Annotated in this window: 19 protein-coding genes; 8 read left to right on the top strand and 11 right to left on the bottom strand. The window is 45.8% G+C overall.

What is annotated here, in order from left to right:
• The coding region (locus BN1234_RS01800; protein WP_054954946.1) for an MDR family MFS transporter at window positions 1-1,362 on the top strand (1,362 nt) is incomplete at its 5' end.
• 73 nt (window positions 1,363-1,435) lie between these two features.
• Here BN1234_RS01800 and BN1234_RS01795 read toward each other — a convergent pair.
• Entirely contained in the window at window positions 1,436-2,275 is an 840-nt protein-coding gene (locus tag BN1234_RS01795) for an aldo/keto reductase (RefSeq protein ID WP_054954945.1), read from the bottom strand.
• A gap of 243 nt (window positions 2,276-2,518) precedes the next feature.
• Between BN1234_RS01795 and BN1234_RS01790 the strand changes: the two genes are divergently transcribed.
• Complete coding sequence (locus tag BN1234_RS01790; protein WP_054954944.1) at window positions 2,519-3,496, top strand: ring-cleaving dioxygenase; 978 nt, start codon at window positions 2,519-2,521, stop codon at window positions 3,494-3,496.
• A gap of 148 nt (window positions 3,497-3,644) precedes the next feature.
• On the opposite strand, the gene BN1234_RS01785 is transcribed toward BN1234_RS01790, so the two are convergent.
• The 5 genes from BN1234_RS01785 to BN1234_RS01765 all read right to left on the bottom strand — a co-directional run bounded on the left by BN1234_RS01785 (window position 3,645) and on the right by BN1234_RS01765 (window position 9,902).
• A complete protein-coding gene (locus tag BN1234_RS01785) occupies window positions 3,645-4,793 on the bottom strand; it encodes an acyltransferase (protein ID WP_054954943.1) in 1,149 nt (382 codons plus the stop codon).
• A 279-nt stretch (window positions 4,794-5,072) separates the two neighbouring features.
• Window positions 5,073-7,142, bottom strand: coding sequence for a serine hydrolase domain-containing protein (locus tag BN1234_RS01780; protein ID WP_054954942.1), 2,070 nt, complete (start codon window positions 7,140-7,142; stop codon window positions 5,073-5,075).
• Between the two features lie 162 nt (window positions 7,143-7,304).
• Complete coding sequence (locus tag BN1234_RS01775) at window positions 7,305-7,670, bottom strand: hypothetical protein (RefSeq protein ID WP_245640052.1); 366 nt, start codon at window positions 7,668-7,670, stop codon at window positions 7,305-7,307.
• Between the two features lie 122 nt (window positions 7,671-7,792).
• Window positions 7,793-8,401 (bottom strand): nitroreductase family protein, encoded by a 609-nt coding sequence (locus BN1234_RS01770; RefSeq protein ID WP_054954941.1) that lies wholly within the window; start codon window positions 8,399-8,401, stop codon window positions 7,793-7,795.
• A 100-nt stretch (window positions 8,402-8,501) separates the two neighbouring features.
• Window positions 8,502-9,902, bottom strand: a complete 1,401-nt coding sequence (locus BN1234_RS01765) for an MATE family efflux transporter (protein WP_054954940.1) — start codon at window positions 9,900-9,902, stop codon at window positions 8,502-8,504.
• Between the two features lie 154 nt (window positions 9,903-10,056).
• Here BN1234_RS01765 and BN1234_RS01760 point away from each other — a divergent pair, with 154 nt between their 5' ends.
• Together BN1234_RS01760 and BN1234_RS22400 are read left to right on the top strand one after the other, a co-directional pair.
• Complete coding sequence (locus tag BN1234_RS01760) at window positions 10,057-10,917, top strand: AraC family transcriptional regulator (protein WP_054954939.1); 861 nt, start codon at window positions 10,057-10,059, stop codon at window positions 10,915-10,917.
• Window positions 10,918-11,048: 131 nt separating this feature from the next.
• Window positions 11,049-11,198, top strand: a complete 150-nt coding sequence (locus BN1234_RS22400; protein ID WP_170307960.1) for a hypothetical protein — start codon at window positions 11,049-11,051, stop codon at window positions 11,196-11,198.
• Between the two features lie 140 nt (window positions 11,199-11,338).
• Here the strand turns inward: BN1234_RS22400 and BN1234_RS01755 are convergent, their stop codons facing one another.
• The 5 genes from BN1234_RS01755 to BN1234_RS01740 form a co-directional block, all read right to left on the bottom strand.
• The gene (locus tag BN1234_RS01755) at window positions 11,339-12,127 is read right to left on the bottom strand and encodes a formate/nitrite transporter family protein (RefSeq protein WP_054954938.1); all 789 of its coding nucleotides are present in this window, start codon (window positions 12,125-12,127) and stop codon (window positions 11,339-11,341) included.
• Window positions 12,128-12,493: 366 nt separating this feature from the next.
• A complete protein-coding gene (locus BN1234_RS22395) occupies window positions 12,494-12,655 on the bottom strand; it encodes a hypothetical protein (RefSeq protein WP_170307959.1) in 162 nt (53 codons plus the stop codon).
• 183 nt (window positions 12,656-12,838) lie between these two features.
• Window positions 12,839-13,075, bottom strand: coding sequence for a cold-shock protein (locus BN1234_RS01750; protein ID WP_054954937.1), 237 nt, complete (start codon window positions 13,073-13,075; stop codon window positions 12,839-12,841).
• Window positions 13,076-13,161: 86 nt separating this feature from the next.
• Window positions 13,162-13,362: a cold-shock protein CspD gene (cspD, locus tag BN1234_RS01745; protein WP_006207896.1), complete on the bottom strand. Its 201-nt coding sequence runs from the start codon at window positions 13,360-13,362 to the stop codon at window positions 13,162-13,164.
• Between the two features lie 283 nt (window positions 13,363-13,645).
• Window positions 13,646-14,110: a hypothetical protein gene (locus tag BN1234_RS01740; protein WP_054954936.1), complete on the bottom strand. Its 465-nt coding sequence runs from the start codon at window positions 14,108-14,110 to the stop codon at window positions 13,646-13,648.
• A gap of 264 nt (window positions 14,111-14,374) precedes the next feature.
• On the opposite strand from BN1234_RS01740, the gene BN1234_RS01735 reads away from it, so the two are divergent.
• The 4 genes from BN1234_RS01735 to BN1234_RS01720 all read left to right on the top strand — a co-directional run bounded on the left by BN1234_RS01735 (window position 14,375) and on the right by BN1234_RS01720 (window position 17,767).
• The gene (locus BN1234_RS01735) at window positions 14,375-15,493 is read left to right on the top strand and encodes a GGDEF domain-containing protein (RefSeq protein WP_054954935.1); all 1,119 of its coding nucleotides are present in this window, start codon (window positions 14,375-14,377) and stop codon (window positions 15,491-15,493) included.
• Between the two features lie 62 nt (window positions 15,494-15,555).
• A complete protein-coding gene (locus BN1234_RS01730) occupies window positions 15,556-16,575 on the top strand; it encodes a serine hydrolase domain-containing protein (RefSeq protein WP_054954934.1) in 1,020 nt (339 codons plus the stop codon).
• 109 nt (window positions 16,576-16,684) lie between these two features.
• Complete coding sequence (locus tag BN1234_RS01725) at window positions 16,685-17,182, top strand: hypothetical protein (RefSeq protein WP_156337102.1); 498 nt, start codon at window positions 16,685-16,687, stop codon at window positions 17,180-17,182.
• Between the two features lie 147 nt (window positions 17,183-17,329).
• Window positions 17,330-17,767, top strand: coding sequence for a DUF6376 family protein (locus tag BN1234_RS01720; protein WP_054954932.1), 438 nt, complete (start codon window positions 17,330-17,332; stop codon window positions 17,765-17,767).
• Window positions 17,768-17,825 lie beyond the last annotated feature (58 nt).

The raw sequence follows: 17,825 nt of genomic DNA, 5'->3' as shown, positions 1-17,825 counted from the left end.
ATGGTTGCCGTTATGGCGGGTACTCCAATCTTCGGGAAGCTGTCAGACATGTATGGCCGCAAGCGGTTTTACCTGTTCGGTCTCATCGTCTTTCTTGCCGGTTCTATGCTGTGCGGCATGGCCGGCAATATGACGCAGCTTATCATCTTTCGCGCGATTCAGGGAATCGGCGGCGGTGCGCTTATGCCTATCGCTTTCACCATCGTGTTTGACTTGTTCCCTCCGGAGAAACGCGGAAAAATGACTGGCCTTCTCGGCGCTGTGTTCGGTACATCCAGTATCCTAGGGCCCCTGCTTGGCGCTTTTATTACTGACAGCATCGGCTGGGAATGGGTATTCTACGTGAATCTGCCGATCGGGATCATATCCCTCATCTTCATCCTTACCGCTTATAAGGAATCCTTGTCACACGCCAAACTGAAAATTGACTGGACCGGTGCAGCGACGCTGGTCGGCGCCATCATCTGCCTGATGTTTGGCCTGGAGCTTGGCGGGAAGACTTATCCATGGGACTCTCCACAGATTCTTGGCTTGTTCGCCGGATTTGTCGTCCTGCTCATCGTGTTCCTGCTTGCGGAGACCAAGGCATCAGAGCCGATTATTTCGTTCAAAATGTTCCAAAAACGCCTTTTCGCCTCAAGCAATATCATTGCTTTGTGTTACGGTGCAGGTTTCATCGTCGCAACTGTTTATATCCCGATCTTTGTATCCGGCGTATACGGCGGTACAGCAACGAATTCCGGCCTCATCCTGATGCCGATGATGATCGGAAACGTGTTCGGCAGCCAGATCGGTGGTATCCTGACAACCAAGACGTCCTTCCGAAATATTATGATCTTCTCTTCCCTCTCCTTCATCGCAGGGATATTCTGTTTAAGTACACTGTCACCGGAGACCTCCAGAACGCTGCTTACGGTATTTATGGTGCTTACAGGCTTCGGAGTAGGCTTCTCCTTCTCGGTGCTCAGCATGGCTTCAATCCATAATTTTGACGCCCGTCAGCGAGGAGCTGCCACATCAACGAACTCCTTCCTGCGTTCACTAGGCATGACTGTGGGGATCACGATATTTGGCATCATTCAGCGCAACGTGTTTAACGACAAGCTTGCCTCTGGAATGGCAGGCGGTAAATTACCCGAAGGCATAACGTTCGATTCAGATTCTGCCATGTCTTCAGACGCCTTGGGCCAAATGCCGCCGGCTGTACGTGAGCATGCTATTGCCTCACTGGCAGACTCGATATCCACTGCATTTCTGTGGGCGCTCGTTCCTGCTGTACTCGCCTTTGTATTTGTCATCATGATGGGCAATGAACGGATTGTCGTAAAGCCTAAAACTCCGAAGCAAGCTGCGGATCAATAGAAAAAGGGGTCTATCCCCCAGGATCACGTTAGACCTGGGGGATAGACCCCTTTTATTAAGAGAAAAACTTGTATTAGAACAAAAATTCATCCGGGTCCGGTCCAAAGCGCTTGTTCTCATTCAGCTCATCAATCGCCGCCATATCCTCAGCGGACAATTCAAAGTCGAAGAAACCCGCATTCTCACGGATGCGATGCTCTTTAACCGATTTAGGAATTACAATGACACCATTCTGATAATCCCAGCGAAGCACAATCTGGGCAGCCGTCTTGCCGTATTTCTCTGCAAGCTTAACCAGAACCGGATGATCCAGATTCCCTCTCATCAGTGGGCTCCATGCTTCCAGTACGATATTGTTCTCACGCGCATATTGCAGCAGTTCCTTCTGGTTATTCAGCGGGTGCAGTTCCACCTGGTTTACGACAGGAACCACACCGGAATCCTCAATAATGTCACGCAGATGATGAATCTGGAAATTGCTGACGCCGATAGAACGGACGAGACCTTCTTGTTGAAGGTGAATCAGTGCTTTCCAGGTTTCCTTATATTTATCTTTGCCAGGCCAGTGAATAAGGTACAGATCAAGCACTTCCAAACCCAGCTTTTTGCGGCTGGTTTCAAAAGCCTTGAGCGTTGATTCATAGCCCTGATCCTCGTTCCATACCTTCGTTGTAATAAACAACTCTTCCCGGGGCACGCCGCATTCACGAATCGCTTGTCCAACGCCTGCCTCATTACCGTAGAGCGCTGCTGTATCGATACTGCGATATCCGGCAGCAATAGCCGTTTTCACGGATTGAATGACTTCTTCGCCTTCTTTACTCTTATATACGCCGAGTCCGAGCCAGGGCATTTTTCTGCCATCATGAAGCGTAGGTCCATCGGCAAATACTTGATTTGCTGGGTTGGTCATTTCAAATCCCTCCTGGTCAATGTTTGTTATAAATAATTAGTATACGGATTCGAACCACATTCATTAGTATATCAACTCCTATATTCTTGCTCAAACGTCAGGCAGCAGCCGATAAACCCATGGAGGATTTGACGGAAATAGAATCGCATGCTACAATTATCTTAATTTAAAGATATTAATCATAAAGATATTTTATTCTAGATACTAACAAAAACATGAGAAAGATAGATGGAGGGATTATTTATGAATGGGTTAAAAGGAATACACCACGTAACCGCAATTACCAGCAGCGCAGAGAAAAACTATGAGTTCTTTACCTACGTTCTCGGTATGAGACTCGTGAAGAAGACGGTAAACCAGGATGATATCCAGACCTACCACTTGTTCTTTGCGGACGATAAAGGCAGTGCAGGCACAGATATGACCTTCTTTGATTTTCCAGGCATACCAAAGGGGATGCATGGCACAGATGAGATTTCCAAGACATCGTTCCGTGTACCAAGCGATGCAGCCCTGGAATATTGGGTGAAGCGATTCGACCGTCTTCAAGTGAAGCATCAGGGGATTAGAGAAATGTTCGGCAAAAAAACACTGTTCTTCGTTGATTTCGATGACCAGCACTATCAGTTAATTTCCGATGAGCACCATAAAGGTGTACCATCCGGCACACCTTGGCAGAATGGACCTGTTCCCTTGGAATTCGCGATCACCGGTCTCGGGCCTATCTTCGTAAGGGTGTCCAATTTCGATTATTTCAAGGAGATCATGGAGAAGGTACTGCTGTTTAAGGAGATTGACCAAGAAGGCTCTCTCCACCTGTTCGAAGTAGGTGAGGGCGGCAACGGAGCACAAGTGATCATTGAACACAATACGACTCTTCCAAGAGCACGCCAAGGCTATGGCACAGTTCACCACGCCGCATTCCGTGTAGAGGATCGTTCTGTCCTGAATGAGTGGATTCATCATCTGGATAGCTTCGGACTTCGTAATTCCGGTTTTGTGGACCGTTACTTCTTCGGATCCTTGTATTCCAGAGTTTCGCCGCAAATTTTGTTCGAATTCGCTACAGACGGCCCGGGATTTATGGGCGATGAGCCTTACGAAACACTGGGTGAGAAGCTCTCCCTCCCTCCATTTCTGGAGCCGCAGCGCGAGCAGATCGAGAACATGGTTCGTCCGATAGACACGGTTCGCAGCACGAAGACTTTCGTAAAGGAATAACTCTCAGACTATATCCCACCCTAAATACAAGCAGACCACTCAAAGAGGATCTTGAGTGGTCTGTTTTTTACGGCAACAATGCACCGTGCTGCTATTTACCGCCCCGCTCTATTCCGGCTGTGCAGAAATCCCTGCCTTGGTGCGGACATCACGAGGTTCCCCGTTCCCGTTTGGACGGAGCAATTTTACCGAATATGATCCATGACTGTGGCAGCCAGCGCGCGGTAAATGATACAACAAGGAAGGATGCTGCAAGCGCCAGCACAAACCCTCCCAGGTACCACAAGTGAACGAGAGGAGAATAACCTGTCTCTGGCGGAAATCTGCGGTAGATGAACAAAAATAACGGATGAATAAGATATATTCCGAATGAAAGCTCTCCGAGCCTTGTCATCCATCTCGTAAGCCATGGGCGTGCATACCGGAGTATCGCAATAGAGATCTGAATACATAGAAGCCCAACCGTAATTGTCTGAATGTTCCATAGCGTGTGGTACAGGAGGGAATCGTATTCAGCCCCATAAAGCCGGGCCGTATGATAGACATATACATGTCCGAGCGCCGCTGACAGCCAAATCATCCATAAACCTATCCAGCAAATTAAACGGGCAGACGTAATATTGTCTCTCGTCAGATCAAACCATACCCTTAACCTGGAATAGTTCATGCCTAGAACCGCACCCAGCATAAGATACGACATATAGTACAATACCACGCTGGCTGGTCTGCCCGTAAAGGAATAGGTATGATTCAGAATAACGAAGGCATATTGCATGACAAATCCGGCGGGCACTGCCCACTTGGCCAAAGAAGGCTTGCACTTGAACAGCCAGAGCAATAAAGGAAATATGATATAAAACTGAACACTAATAAATATAAAGTACAAATGCGTATAGGCTTTACCGGTAAAAAGCTTTACAACGAAGCTTTCGATCATTTCCCTTAGAGAAAGGTCCCCTTGATTCGTAAGCTGCACCATAAGAAAATAAAGCAATGAAAATAAAACATACGGAACTAAAATATACTTTAATCGCTTCTTATAAAAATTACTGAACAGCTTAGCATTGAAAGGACGGGCATAATAACTGTAAAACAGCACAAAGCTGCTCAGAAACATAAACACCGGTGTCCCGATCCTCATAAAAATATTAAAAAAATTGTACACCACATAAAAATTAGAGTCCTTCATGGCAACGGTCGCAAATGATGTAGCATGCACCGATAACACTCCGATAATTGCTATCGCTCTGACCAGCTGAATCTCCGGCAGACTCCTTCTCTTACTTTCCACCCTCATGAAACTGAAACTCTCTCTCCTATCTTTAATTAAAAATAATCCTAACCAAAGGATAAATTTACATTCTTATACAATTATACCGCCTATTAAGAAATTTCACAGTGAATTATATCTCCTTGTTCACCAACATGAAGAGGCTCATTCCCCCTTCGCTTTAAGGTGAGAATGAGCCTCTGTTATACCGGTTAAAGAATGATCGGATTAGAGCCGTATTATTGAAGAACACGTATGCCGTAATATGAAATAAATTCTGCTTAGTTTAGAAAATAAATAGCTGTTCTACTTCAAATGAATATCAAATTTAGAGCCTGCCTCTCCTGCAAATACAACAGTTCCATTCGCCGGGAGCTTCACTTGCTTACTATGGCTTACAACGGAATAATTAACGAGAGCGCCCTGTTCATCATACACAGCAAATGCTGCCTTGGCAGGCATTGAAACGGTCATTGTTTTGCCTGCAGCTTTTTTAGGGACTGTAAACCATCTAGCATATCCATCCTTTTGGAGCGTAATTACCGAATGTTTACCCGAATAAAGCGGCTTAACCTTCTCCTCACTTACGTACAGGCTTCCCGCTGCCTCCAAATACTCTGTCCCTTTCTCTGTGAAGAAATTTAACGGGACCATATCCCGGCCGCTCATTGCGGGGATTTGAATCGGACTTACAGCTGTATCCGGTCCTGTTATCTGCCGATCTCCGATGTATCCCTTCATTTGAGCGGTACGCTCAATCAGGACGGATGGCTGAGCTATAAGATAAGCAACAGAGCTGTATTTTTCATTAATCGGGTAATACGTCTTACCTTCACGCTTCGCCCAGGCTTTCTCGACTTCTTTAGAGATCGTATGCTCCTCCAGCTTCTCAGCCGCATAATGAGATAAAGCGATCTGTCCCAAATCAGGAACGGTGGCATACTCACGAACCCATAGATACGTACGCCCGTTCTTCGTCTCGAAGTTGATCTTGGAACTGCCATCCTCGCTGACGAAGCTTCCATTCGCAGTATACACATATTTCAGACCCGGTATATCCCCGGAAGTTGGGGATTTCAGTGTCAGTTCGCCATCTTTGTTTAATATAATCTCCGTCTGCTGACCCATCGAACCATAGAATCCCGCGTGTTTCATGACGTTATCAGGTATAGCTGTCTTGACCGGTTTGCCAAACGATTTCACCGGCTTGATCTCCTTAATTACACCCTTCTCCTTAAGCCCTTGAAGAAGAATCTCGGTTCCGAGCAGTTGATTCAGTGAACTGGAGCTTCCGGATGAGAGCACAGCAACCGCCATATTCTGATCTGGAAGTACAACAAGAGATGCGTGGTACAGAATCGTGTCGCCGCCCTTGACGAGGGCCTTCACTCCATAATCATTGAACGGAAATAATCTTACACTGTCCCAGCCAAGCCCGTAATCTATTGAATTGTCCGCATCTTCCGGCCACAAGCCTTTCTTATACTCTTCCTGCTCCATCGCTTTTACAGACGCATCAGAGAGGATACCACTCTTCTGCCCGGTAAAAATTTGCGAGAACTTTAGCAGATCTTCTGCCGTGGAATAAATTCCACCGGTTCCAATGACGTTAACCGTCTCATTCGGAAGCTGACCTTGATACGCAGGATAATAAAGTCCTGCCATCTTGGCCGGGTCCACTCTATCTTGCGGGGTCTTCGTATTCTTCATTTCTAACGGTTCCGTAAAATTATTGTGAATAAATGCCGTAAAGCTCGTACCGCTGACTCGCTCAACGAGAATCTCAGCCAGAGTGAATCCATCGTTACAGTACACAGAGAAAGCGCCGGGATCTGCCTTCAAACCCTGTTTAGACAATTGCTTTAGCAAGCTGTCATGCGCATAAGTATCATTATCCTCGAACAAAAAGGAATCTTTAAGACTTGATCCCATTAGTCCCGAGGAATGGTTTAACAACATCCGCGGCGTAATCTGCTTATACCGCTCGTCTTTCATTGTGAAGTCAGGTATGTACTGAACCAGCGGAGTATCCAGATTGATCTTTCCTTGGTCCACCAGTTTCATGACAGCAGCCGTCGTAAACATTTTACTTGTGGATCCAATGCCATACATCGTATCCTTGGTCAGCGGCTTTTTCCCCTCCAGATCATTGATGCCTGTCTGACCTGATACCTTAATCTTGCCTTCATCGATCAAAGCATACTGAACGCTGGCTGCACCAGAAATTTTGGCAAGCAGTGCCGCCTTCTCTGCTGCGATCTTTTCTAACGGTTTCGATACATCGGTATCGCTTACTCCGGAGGCCAATGCCCCTGTCGGAATGAGAAGCATCAGCGCGAGCAGCGCGGTCAGCATCCAGGATAATCTCCTCTTCAATACAATCCCTCCTTAGTGTATAAACCCATAGTATAGTACGATTTTCCAGCGCATAGGATTCAAAAGATTTTCTGGCTCAGCACATTTGATAATAAAAAGACCTTGGAGCTTCACTCCAAGGCCTTCTTTTTCTAAATATAAACCATCGTATTTTGCAATACACTAGTTTTTGCGTTTATAGACTCCCAGTGCCAGCAAGCCGCAGGCAGCCATAAACAGATATGGACCGCCGGACGCCATATTAATGGTGGAGCCAACGAAATCAACCGTTTTGGATGATATGTAGACAATTCCCAAAATAACGCCCAGGATCGCCATCACATATCCAAGCTTCTTATTCATCCGTTTCTCGCGGACCACCATCAGGAACGGATACAGAAACACCAAAATAAAGAATACCGCACCCTGACTAAATCCATTCTGTGACAAGAAACCGACGTCCACCCATTTAAAAAAGAACGAAATGAATGCTGCACATGAAGCAATAAAAATCATTTTACTGCCCATATCCCACTTTTGAAAATTCAAACTCCTCTACTCCCCCTATGTATGCTCTACCGACTCAGAGCAGTCATCATTCGACAAACATAGGCCTATTATACTAAAACTCACCAAGCAAGGATAGAGTTTTCAGAAAAGAGCAAAGCTGGTCACAAGGAGGTTTCTGTTCCATTCAGCCGTTTGACCGCCTCTTTTACCCATACGGTTTTGCTTGCTGCATCCTGACGTTTACCTGGCTTCGGCTCCATATCCGGCACACCCAGATAGATAAAGCCAAGCATTTTGTCCTTCTCGCGAAGTCCGAATGCCTCATTCATTAACGCATGGAAGCACGGCTCACCGGTTCTCCATACCGCACCAAGTCCAAGCTCATGCGCCTGAAGGAGCATATTCTGAATCGCTGCAAATACAGCACCGTATTCCTCCAGCTCAATCACTTTAGGATCGTCGGAAGGAACCACTGCAACACCTATGATCACAGGCGCACGCATGGCCTTATTCATCGCCGATTCCCGAACGGCTGCAAGCTCCTCCTCCGTCTTCTCTCCTGACTTACTTACATTAATATCCCCCAGGGCATTGCCAAGAAGTTCACGCCCGCTGTCATTCATGACAAAAAAACGCCAAGGCTCCGTATGCTTATGGTTCGGCGCCCATGTTCCAGCCTCCAGGATCTGTTCGATGCTTTCCCGCGAAACCGGGTCAGCCTTCACTTTGCCCACACTACGGCGTGTACGGATCGCTTCATAAGTATTCATCCTTATTCCTCCTGTATGTTTTAATTATGTTCATTGTTTCTATTATAACAAACAGGGCAGACCAGGAAGGGATTTCTCAGTCCTTGGGAGAGGATCACGCCTAAACTCCAGGCGCTGCTGCAGCATCTATAGGCATATTCACCGGATCAGACCGCCCCTGGTTCCGGGCCTCTGCCTGCTTGAGCACCTTTTGGCCCCGCCAACGGAAGAATGACAGTACTCCGCGCACATATTCATCCGTGATCATGCAGCAGTAGATGCCAACGAGTCCCCATCCGTAGTGAATACCAAGCAGATAAGATAAGCCTGTTGCGATCACCCACATGGAACCAAGGGAAGTATACATCGTAAACCGGGTATCTCCAAGGGCATTAAGCGAGTTCCCTAACGTCATGTTCAACAATTTACCCGGCTGCAGAATCAAATTCAGTCCGAGCAGGGAAACGCCGATTGCAATGATCTCGGGATCCTGTGTGAACAATCCGAGAATTTGGGCACCGAATATATAGATGATCAATGCGCTCGCACCGACAAAAATCATCCCGATACGTAAAGATCGGTACGCCGCCTTGTAAGCCTGCCTCGTTTGCCCTGCTCCAAACAAATGTGCAATTTGAATCTGGACTCCTGTCGCGATGGACATTCCCAGCAGGAAGCACATCGACTCCAGCGTGTTCATATACGTACGGGCAGCCAGATCCGTCGGACCCAGCTGGGCAATGAACGCATAAATAATGAGCTGGGAGAATACCCAGCAGGACATATTTACGCCAAGCGGCCAGCCGATATTTATAATCTCCTTGAACAGTGGTTTTTCGAACAGGCGGAATTCACGCAGACGGATTCGATATTCGAATGAACGCAGGAACATGAACATAAGCAGAATGACAGCCAATAACCTGCTGACAACCGTTGAAATGGCTACACCCATTAGCCCCCACTGCGGCAATCCGAATGCACCGAAAATGAAACCATAGTTCAGAAATACATGGATAATGTTCATTCCCACTGCCGTATACATCGGTCCTCTGGTGTTGCCCGTATTTCGAATAACTGTACTCATCGTCGACATCATAGCGACCAGCACCATGCCTCCGCCGACAATGGAAATATATATTCCTGCAAGGGGCAGCAAACGTTCCGGCAGGTGGAGTACAGAAGCAATCTGGGTCGGCATTGTAAACAATACCGCACTCAGTATCATACCGATGACGGTACTGACGCTAAGTGCCATAATCCCGATTTTGCGAGCATCCAGATTTTGCTGCGATCCCAGCTTCTGCGCAATCAGTATACCCGCGCCGCTCGCCACGGTCATGAATAGCGTGGTCATGGCCTGGAAGAGCTGATTTGAGAAGCCGACTACAGCAACGGCATCGTCTGAAATCCGGCTGACCATCAGCGTATCTACCGCACCTAACAGAAACTGAAGAAACAGCTCTATAAATATCGGCCACACCAGAACCCAAAATGTGAAATTATTCTTTCCTTTATCCAACATTGAAACCTCCAACCTTCTCTGCGAGCTGAATTATGATTCAGCATAATCTCTAGTAACAGCTTCTAATTATAGATGCTATACTGGTTAGAAAGTATCATTTTATGAACGTAAACTATAAATATTCAAACCTCAAAATACGGGAGGAGTTCAATATATGAACGTTCTTCATTTCACTGTTCCTCCGCTTCCGGAATACATCATTAGCGGGTCGATGATATATCCCGAAGGGAGCAAGCACCCTAACCGCCGGAATATTGGCGTCTTTGACCTGCTTGTCGTTCGCAAGGGATGCTTGTACGTATCCGAGAATGAACAAGCATATGAAATCACCCCTGGATCATTTCTTATATTGCGGCCTGATGCCCACCATTATCCAACACAAGGATGTACCGAGGATACGTTCTATTATTGGCTGCATTTCCATACATCTGGCGGATGGAATATCAATAATAATGGCAGTCCGCCCAAGCCGGATTTCACTGAGCTTCAACCGTTCTCTCCGAACTACTTCAAGGTGAATGTACCTCAGTTCGGCCATCTGCTGCAGCCCCAAAAGGCATTTGATCTGCTGGAAAGTCTCGCTGCACTGGTTCAAAATGGGCACCGCGTTCAGTCGTTATGGAGGCAGCAGGTCCTGTTTCAAGAGCTGATCGAGCAGCTTGCAGCTGCTATGAATCCCCCGATGCCATCCCCCTTCTCTTCTTGCGCTGAGCAGGCGGCTGCGTATTTGCGTGAACACTACCAGGAGGAATTTAAGGCTCAGGCTCTCGGGGCTAGTATTAATTTTCATCCTGTCTATATATCCCGGTGTATGCAGAAGGAGTTCGGCTGTTCTCCAGTAGAGTACTTGATACGCTATCGCATTGAACAGGCAAAGCTGCTGCTGATTCAGACGGATCAAACCATAAGCCGCATTGCTGAAGATGTCGGCTTTAATCATGCTGCATATTTCACCTCCTGTTTCTCCAGGCAGGAAGGAATCTCTCCACGAAAATTTCGTCAGCAATTTTCATAATAGTGCTTGCAATCCAATCGAAACACCTTATAATAAGAATTAGGATTTATGATAATGATTATCATTACCATGCAAATGAGAATGAAATGAGAATTATAATGAAATACCATATAAAAGGAGACACGCGCCCTATGAATTCTAACCTTCAACGCAGCGACCTGCAGGTTGACGATTACCTTGACTTGTTTAATCTGGCCCTTCAGCTTGGCGACATGAAATGGCAGAAGGAAATTACCCGCAAGATTGAAATGACACTGTCTTCTCTGGAGCCTGCACAATAGGACGTTTGCTTGTAAATATAAGAATAAGGTACTGTAACGTACCTCCTCATATATAAAGACACCCCGCCGTCATACATGCCAATGAAATGAATCTTGGCGTATGAAAGTCAGGGTGTCTTTTTTACATGTATTACAACCCCTTATTCCAAGGGTTCATTCATAAACGGCTTGTTCACATAGTTATACATGAACGCCATAAATACGCCGCCGCCTATCATATTGCCGATGGTAACAGGCACAAGGTTGTACCATACGCCCGCAAGCGAGATCGTCTCAGGATGCTCCACCACCAGCGCGATCGCAAAGGTACACATGTTAGCAATACTATGCTCATAACCCGAGATGAAGAAGCAGAACACAAACAGCATCATCGCGAACAGCTTCGGACCATCACCCTTCAGCGCCATCGGAATGAAGAAGGCCAGACAGACCAACCAGTTACACAGAATCGCCCGGAAAAAGAGCTCGATTAACGGGGCATTCATCTTTTTCTCTACAACGCCCATCAGAAAACCGTTCACAGACGGGTCGGCGAACAGCCCCGTTAAATAAATCAGTAATGCAAACGCACAAGCCCCAATAATATTCCCGATGTAGCTTGTAACCCATAGCTTTATTACCTCTATCCACTTCAGCGTTTTGCGAATAGCTGAATACGAGTAATAAAACGTATTGCCCGTAAACAGGTCACCGCCTCCGTAAGCGATCAGAATAATAGCCGAGCCGAAGGTCAGGGCCGCCATCGGGTAGGTAAACGGTGAGTGCTCGGCATAGAAAAAGCTTCCTGTCTTAAATGCTACGATAACACCAAATCCGATAAACATACTGGCCAGTGCAGACCTCGCCAAGTAACGCAGCTTGCTTTGTCTGAAAATCTTCATCTTCTTTTGAGCCAGCTTCTCCACCTGGAGCAGGGATTCCACTTCCATACCATCACGTCCTTTTCTCAGGAGATCCAAATATCAGAATGCTGCTGCCTTTTAACTCCAGTCTTCAATAGTATGTACACTGGCGATCTAAAGTCATCATTGAATGATGAAATGCAGTATTCTTCGCATATGTGTTATTAGTTAACTTTTTCATAGACTATATGTTTTATCCTCCAAACGGAAGACCAATATATGTAAAAGGAATCTCGGCTATAAACTTCATCTCGACAAAATCCGCCATCATCCTCATATTTCCAAGATAACATAAAAAGGCGCGAACTGCAGAACTTAATCTGCCTGTTCACGCCTTTTATATGAAACAGTCATTCGTTAGCGGATTGAGTAAATTCTTTCCTACTCGCCTAATTAATCTTCACTGTTCTCCAGCTTGCTCTCATGCTCCATTTGAAACTTATCTCTCATCAGCTTCTGCATGATGAATTTTTCCTGGTGATTCAGGCCTTCCTGATTCTCCTGTATGATCATGTTATCAATACAGCGTTTCAGAACCTCGTTTTGCGTATTCATACGGTTCACTCCTTTGGAATTTATGCGCTTTCCGCATCTTCTATATGCTCCTGCGTCTTAAAGTGGACTCATATATTACTAACCACCTCTGTTTTATTCAAACAGAACGGTTAGGCGCTGCGGAAGTTCGTACATTTTCGAAAAGATACCGACCGTACCCATCGCTGCTGGTGGTCTTAGCCGCTACTTCCGATCGATCAGGATACCCTTGCTCAGGGATTTTTGCTTCTTATTCGTGTTGACGAGCAAGGGCAGCTTTCTCGTTTCCTTGATCATAGGAGATTGGCACAGTAAACAGACCGGTTCTGTTTCAAATGCAAAATCATCCCGTATCCATCCTTTACAATCATCCTTCGTGCACGACCATACTTCTGTCATTTCTTCAGGGATGTTTTCCATTGCGTTCTTACGCGAATACATGAACACTCCTCCTTGTCCTCGTCGCAGAATAATAAAACAAAACTGCCCTTAATGTCACACATTAAGGGCAGCCTGCCTTGTAGGTCTTACAGTTTTACAACGTTTTCAGCTTGTGGTCCACGGTTTCCTTCAACAATGTTGAATTCAACGCGTTGTCCTTCGTCCAACGTTTTGAAGCCATCGCCTTGAATCGCGCTGAAGTGTACGAATACATCGTTTCCGCCTTCAACTTCGATAAAGCCGAAGCCCTTTTCTGCATTAAACCATTTAACAGTACCTGTTTGCATGGGGTGTACCTCCTTGAAGATTATTTACATGACCTTTTTTACTTCGTAGACGAATAAAAAAATTCACATATTGTACAAGGTTACCTGAAATTACAACCCTCTACAATATGTGAATTCAGGTCGATTTCGATAGTCCTATAATATCACACTTAATGTAAGATGGCAAATGTTGAAGTTATTTTTAGCGAATAATCTTTTTATCATCATATGCGATTTTATTAAAAATATAACAAAATTATTTAAAAAATTTCCTCACTTAAGTGTCCAACCGGTATCTTCGCATTTATTCCAGCAGCTCCTGAATCGTCTCTCTCCAGCGCTGGAGCACATCTGACGGCTCTTTCAGGGTAATTCTCACCCCCGAATCAATCTCTGCATACTTAGCTGTATCCTCTCGAACCGACATCACTTCTGCCGCGAACCGTTCCCGCGGATGCCGGGCTTCGGGAAGCTCAGCCAACCGGGATAACCTGAGCCGCACATAATGGGCAGACCCTGCATAAAAGGCAACGAGTGTAGCTTGTCCGCTGCGGATCATATTTCGGGTCGTTTGTGTTCCGGGCCATAATGCCAGGCGCAGCAAATGTGGGTTCAGTGCTACAACCTCGCCAACACTGATCATGGCTGTATGCGGCCAGTGATCCTCTGTTACCGTTAGAAGCATCATGGCTTCATGCTGCTTGCTCTCCAGATTTAGTCCGTTCAGCAGCTCAAATAATGCATAAGAAATTTGTCCTTGTTCAGCCATACAGAACCTCCCCTTCCAGCACTTTAGCTGCCTCATCTAAAAAAACCGATCCGATTCCGATCCCATGCTGAATGAGAGGCGGCAATATCATTATACATCTTCTGTTCCATTATTTTGCGGGGCAAAAAGAACGCATTGTCGTACAAAAAGAACGATTAACAAATCCCATAGATTATTCATTGGACATATATTAAAATGGATTTGATGCAGTAATATTTTACCTTTATTGTATGTTTAGAAATTTACAAGGGTGGTGAGATCGCTATGAACAAGCTGCAATGGATTGAAATCCATCGCAGGCCATGGAACCGGAAAATTATGAACAGCTATTGGATTGTTATCCTGATTTCGCTGATAACTCAGTTCACAGCCTTGTTCATAATCAATGGTAACTCCCCACCCGGTTTAGATGCACAAAGCATTTATCCGATGCTGTTTCTTTTCGCTCTGCAGCTTTCTCTCATGACAAGCATTGAAATAATTATCCGGTGGCTGGACAGGGAAAGTCCTTATCTTATGATTCTTACCGGAACCTTGCTTGCTTCCATTCTGATTGCCGATTACCCGGCCGTCGAGGGAATTGAATATTTAATGGTCCTTCCTATCATCGTGTCGCTCTTTTATGATGAGTACCGCAAACTGATCTTTGCCTTTTCCTCAGCTGCGATGCTTCTCACGATCTTATCCTTCACTTCCCCAACGCTGTTTAAATACGCCCCCACGAGCGAACTTATTACTTACCTTTTTACTATGCTGGGTGTTTTCATCATATTTTGCGCGTTAATAAAGCAGCGAAGAGAGCTGCTTGCTTATTTGAACAAGTCTATTCAATCCGCACAGGATCTGCTCATACGGTCCGTCATTATGGATCGGCAGATCAAATTTGATGCGCTAACGGATTTATATAATCATAAGACCTTCCATGAATACCTGGACAATCTGATTGTCCAGAGCGATAAATACGGGCTGCCATTACAGCTGGCCATTATCGACATTGATAACTTCAAAAAAGTAAATGATACGTTCGGTCATGCTGTCGGCGACCTTATCCTTCAGCGTGTGTCGCAGGTCGTGAAGCAGTCCATGCCTTCTCCGGATGATATTACAGCCCGGTTCGGCGGTGAAGAATTCGCCGTGATCTTTACCGATAAAACACTGGCACAAGCGTTCGATACAATCGAACGTATCCGGTTAGAAATTGAACGGATGCACCATCCCGAAATGAACAGCAGAAACGTAACGGTCAGCATCGGGCTTGCATCCTATCGTTACAGAACCGGAAAAGCCGCGATATTCGCGGAAGCTGACGCTATGCTGTATACAGCCAAGCGAAGCGGCAAGAACCAGACCATTACCACATTAAAGGATCCGGCAGCAGTATAGTCAGCAGAGAAGCACCGAGCAGGAGAGTGCTGCTCTTTTTTTCTACATTAGGAGGAGTTTTCATGACTAATCAATTAATAACTCATATCGAGCAAATCCAAGACAGCGGTACATTCTCGGGAACAATTCTGGTACAGAAGAAGGACGCAGTTCTAGCCAATATCAGCTATGGATATGCCAATCGTGCAGATCGTCTGCTAAACCATACGGGAACACGCTTTGGTATTGCTTCAGGCTGCAAAATCTTTACGGCTGTTGCCATCTGCCAGCTCATTGAAGAAGGCAAACTTTCTGCGGATACGAAACTGCATGAATGTCTGGACGTTAAATTCCCGCATTTTGATCACAACATCACCGTGCATCAGCTTCTGACACATACATCAGGGGTGCCTGATTATTTTGACGAAGATGCCATGGGCGACTTTGAACAATTATGGATTGACCGGCCGATGTACCATATGCGCACTCCTCAGGATTTCCTGCCACTGTTTCAGCATGAACAGATGAAGTTCGCTCCGGGCGAACGCTTCGAATACAACAACGCCGGGTTTATCCTGCTTGGATTAATCATCGAAAAGATTAGCGGCATGAACTATTCAGATTATGTACAATCGCGGATCTTTGAAAAGGCTGGCATGAGGGATTCCGGTTATTTCGAGCTTGATGCGCTGCCTGGCGGCACGGCCACTGGATACATTGATCGCGAAGATGGTACGTGGAGGACAAATATTTACTCCCTGCCGGCCAAGGGCGGCCCCGATGGCGGAGCCTTTGTAACGGCGCCGGATATGATCAGGTTCTGGGATTCACTTATGAATTTCAAGCTGTTAAGTCAGGCGATGACTATGAAGCTGCTTACCCCTCATACCGAGGGCGAGGGTGATGATTATTATGGATACGGTGTGTGGATTGGCATGAAGAACAAAGAGATATACAAATATCATGTGATGGGCTATGACCCGGGGATATGCTTTCATTCTGCGTATTATCCGGAGACTGATATTACCCTTGCGGTGTGTGCTAATATCTCCATTGGGGCTTATCGAATGATGATGGGGATTGAGGATGAATTAGGACTGTGAGGGCGAACTAGTGGTATTCGAAGAACGGTTACGATATGGATAGCCATGTACTGCAACCTTTAGAGTAAGGGGTTCGTCAAACACTTATACGATTAATAAGGGGAGTTTAATGATGAACCGGCTTATCAAATCGCTCTCTGCTGCTGTATTTGCCCTCAGCTTTATATTAGGGTTCCCTGTACTCGATGCTTACGCATTGAAATGCGTAGAACCACCAAGGCCTTTGGTAGAGGAATTAGAATATTCTAAACTCGCCTTCAAGGGAACACTTATTGCTGAATCAAACGATTCATTGACCTTTCAGGTAACTACATGGTGGAAAGGAGCCTCCACTAAATCAACGGTTACGCTGCACCAGAATTTTTGGACTGAATTTGAGCAAGGTGAAGAATATCTTGTATTTGCTGGCGATCGAGACGGTAAGCTAAGACCGAATTTGTGTGGTAATACAGGACCGATCCAGAACGTTGATACTGAGCCGCTTGGTCCTGGTACGAATGCCGCAGTACCTTTGGAGATTAATAATTCCAGGTTTGAAGCTGCTGTATTGGGGAGCATTATCATAACTGTGATGAGTGCCATCGGTGTGATTCGCAGATTTATCTGATACTCAAAATGCTGTCAACTTCCTATGTCATTTTCAACAAACCCTCATGTCGGGTAACGGATGATGAACTTTTTTATCGAACCAATGCTTCGCTCTTGCGTAGTAGATATAAAAAGGACATTCATTTCAGTTACAGGAGGTTGTTGAATGAAGTTAAGAAGCTGGCTTGGAATTACGCTTGTGCTCCTATTCTTATCAGGCTGCTCTATAGTGGAGGAAGCAGGAAAATCTCTGGATTACACGGAACAGGCAACTTCGTTTGTGAACGAGGCAGCCCAGTTCGCCGGTACCATTCCGGATCTGGCACAAGAAGCTGCGAACAATATCGATGCCAAGGAGAAACTGACTGAGCAGTTGGATAGCATGAAGACAAAGATTTCAGAGTTTAATGGTCTGGAGGCTCCTGCATTTGCACAGAGTATTCACGAGACGATCAGCCAGTATAACGAAACCTTAAGCGGACAGATCGATGAATATCGAACTCAGATCGAGAACGGAGTCACAGACTTTAAGAACACAGAAATGGCTCAAACAATCAGTAAAATTCAGGACACCATGGATCAGATCAAGAACCTGACCCCATAAATAAATAAGACGGGATAGAGGCGGATTTTCTAAATCTGCCCTCTATCCCGTCTTTTGG

Origin of the sequence: Paenibacillus dakarensis (assembly GCF_001373415.1) — a bacterium.
Taxonomy (GTDB): domain Bacteria; phylum Bacillota; class Bacilli; order Paenibacillales; family Paenibacillaceae; genus Paenibacillus_AQ; species Paenibacillus_AQ dakarensis.
This window is presented reverse-complemented; position numbering and strand designations above follow the sequence as displayed.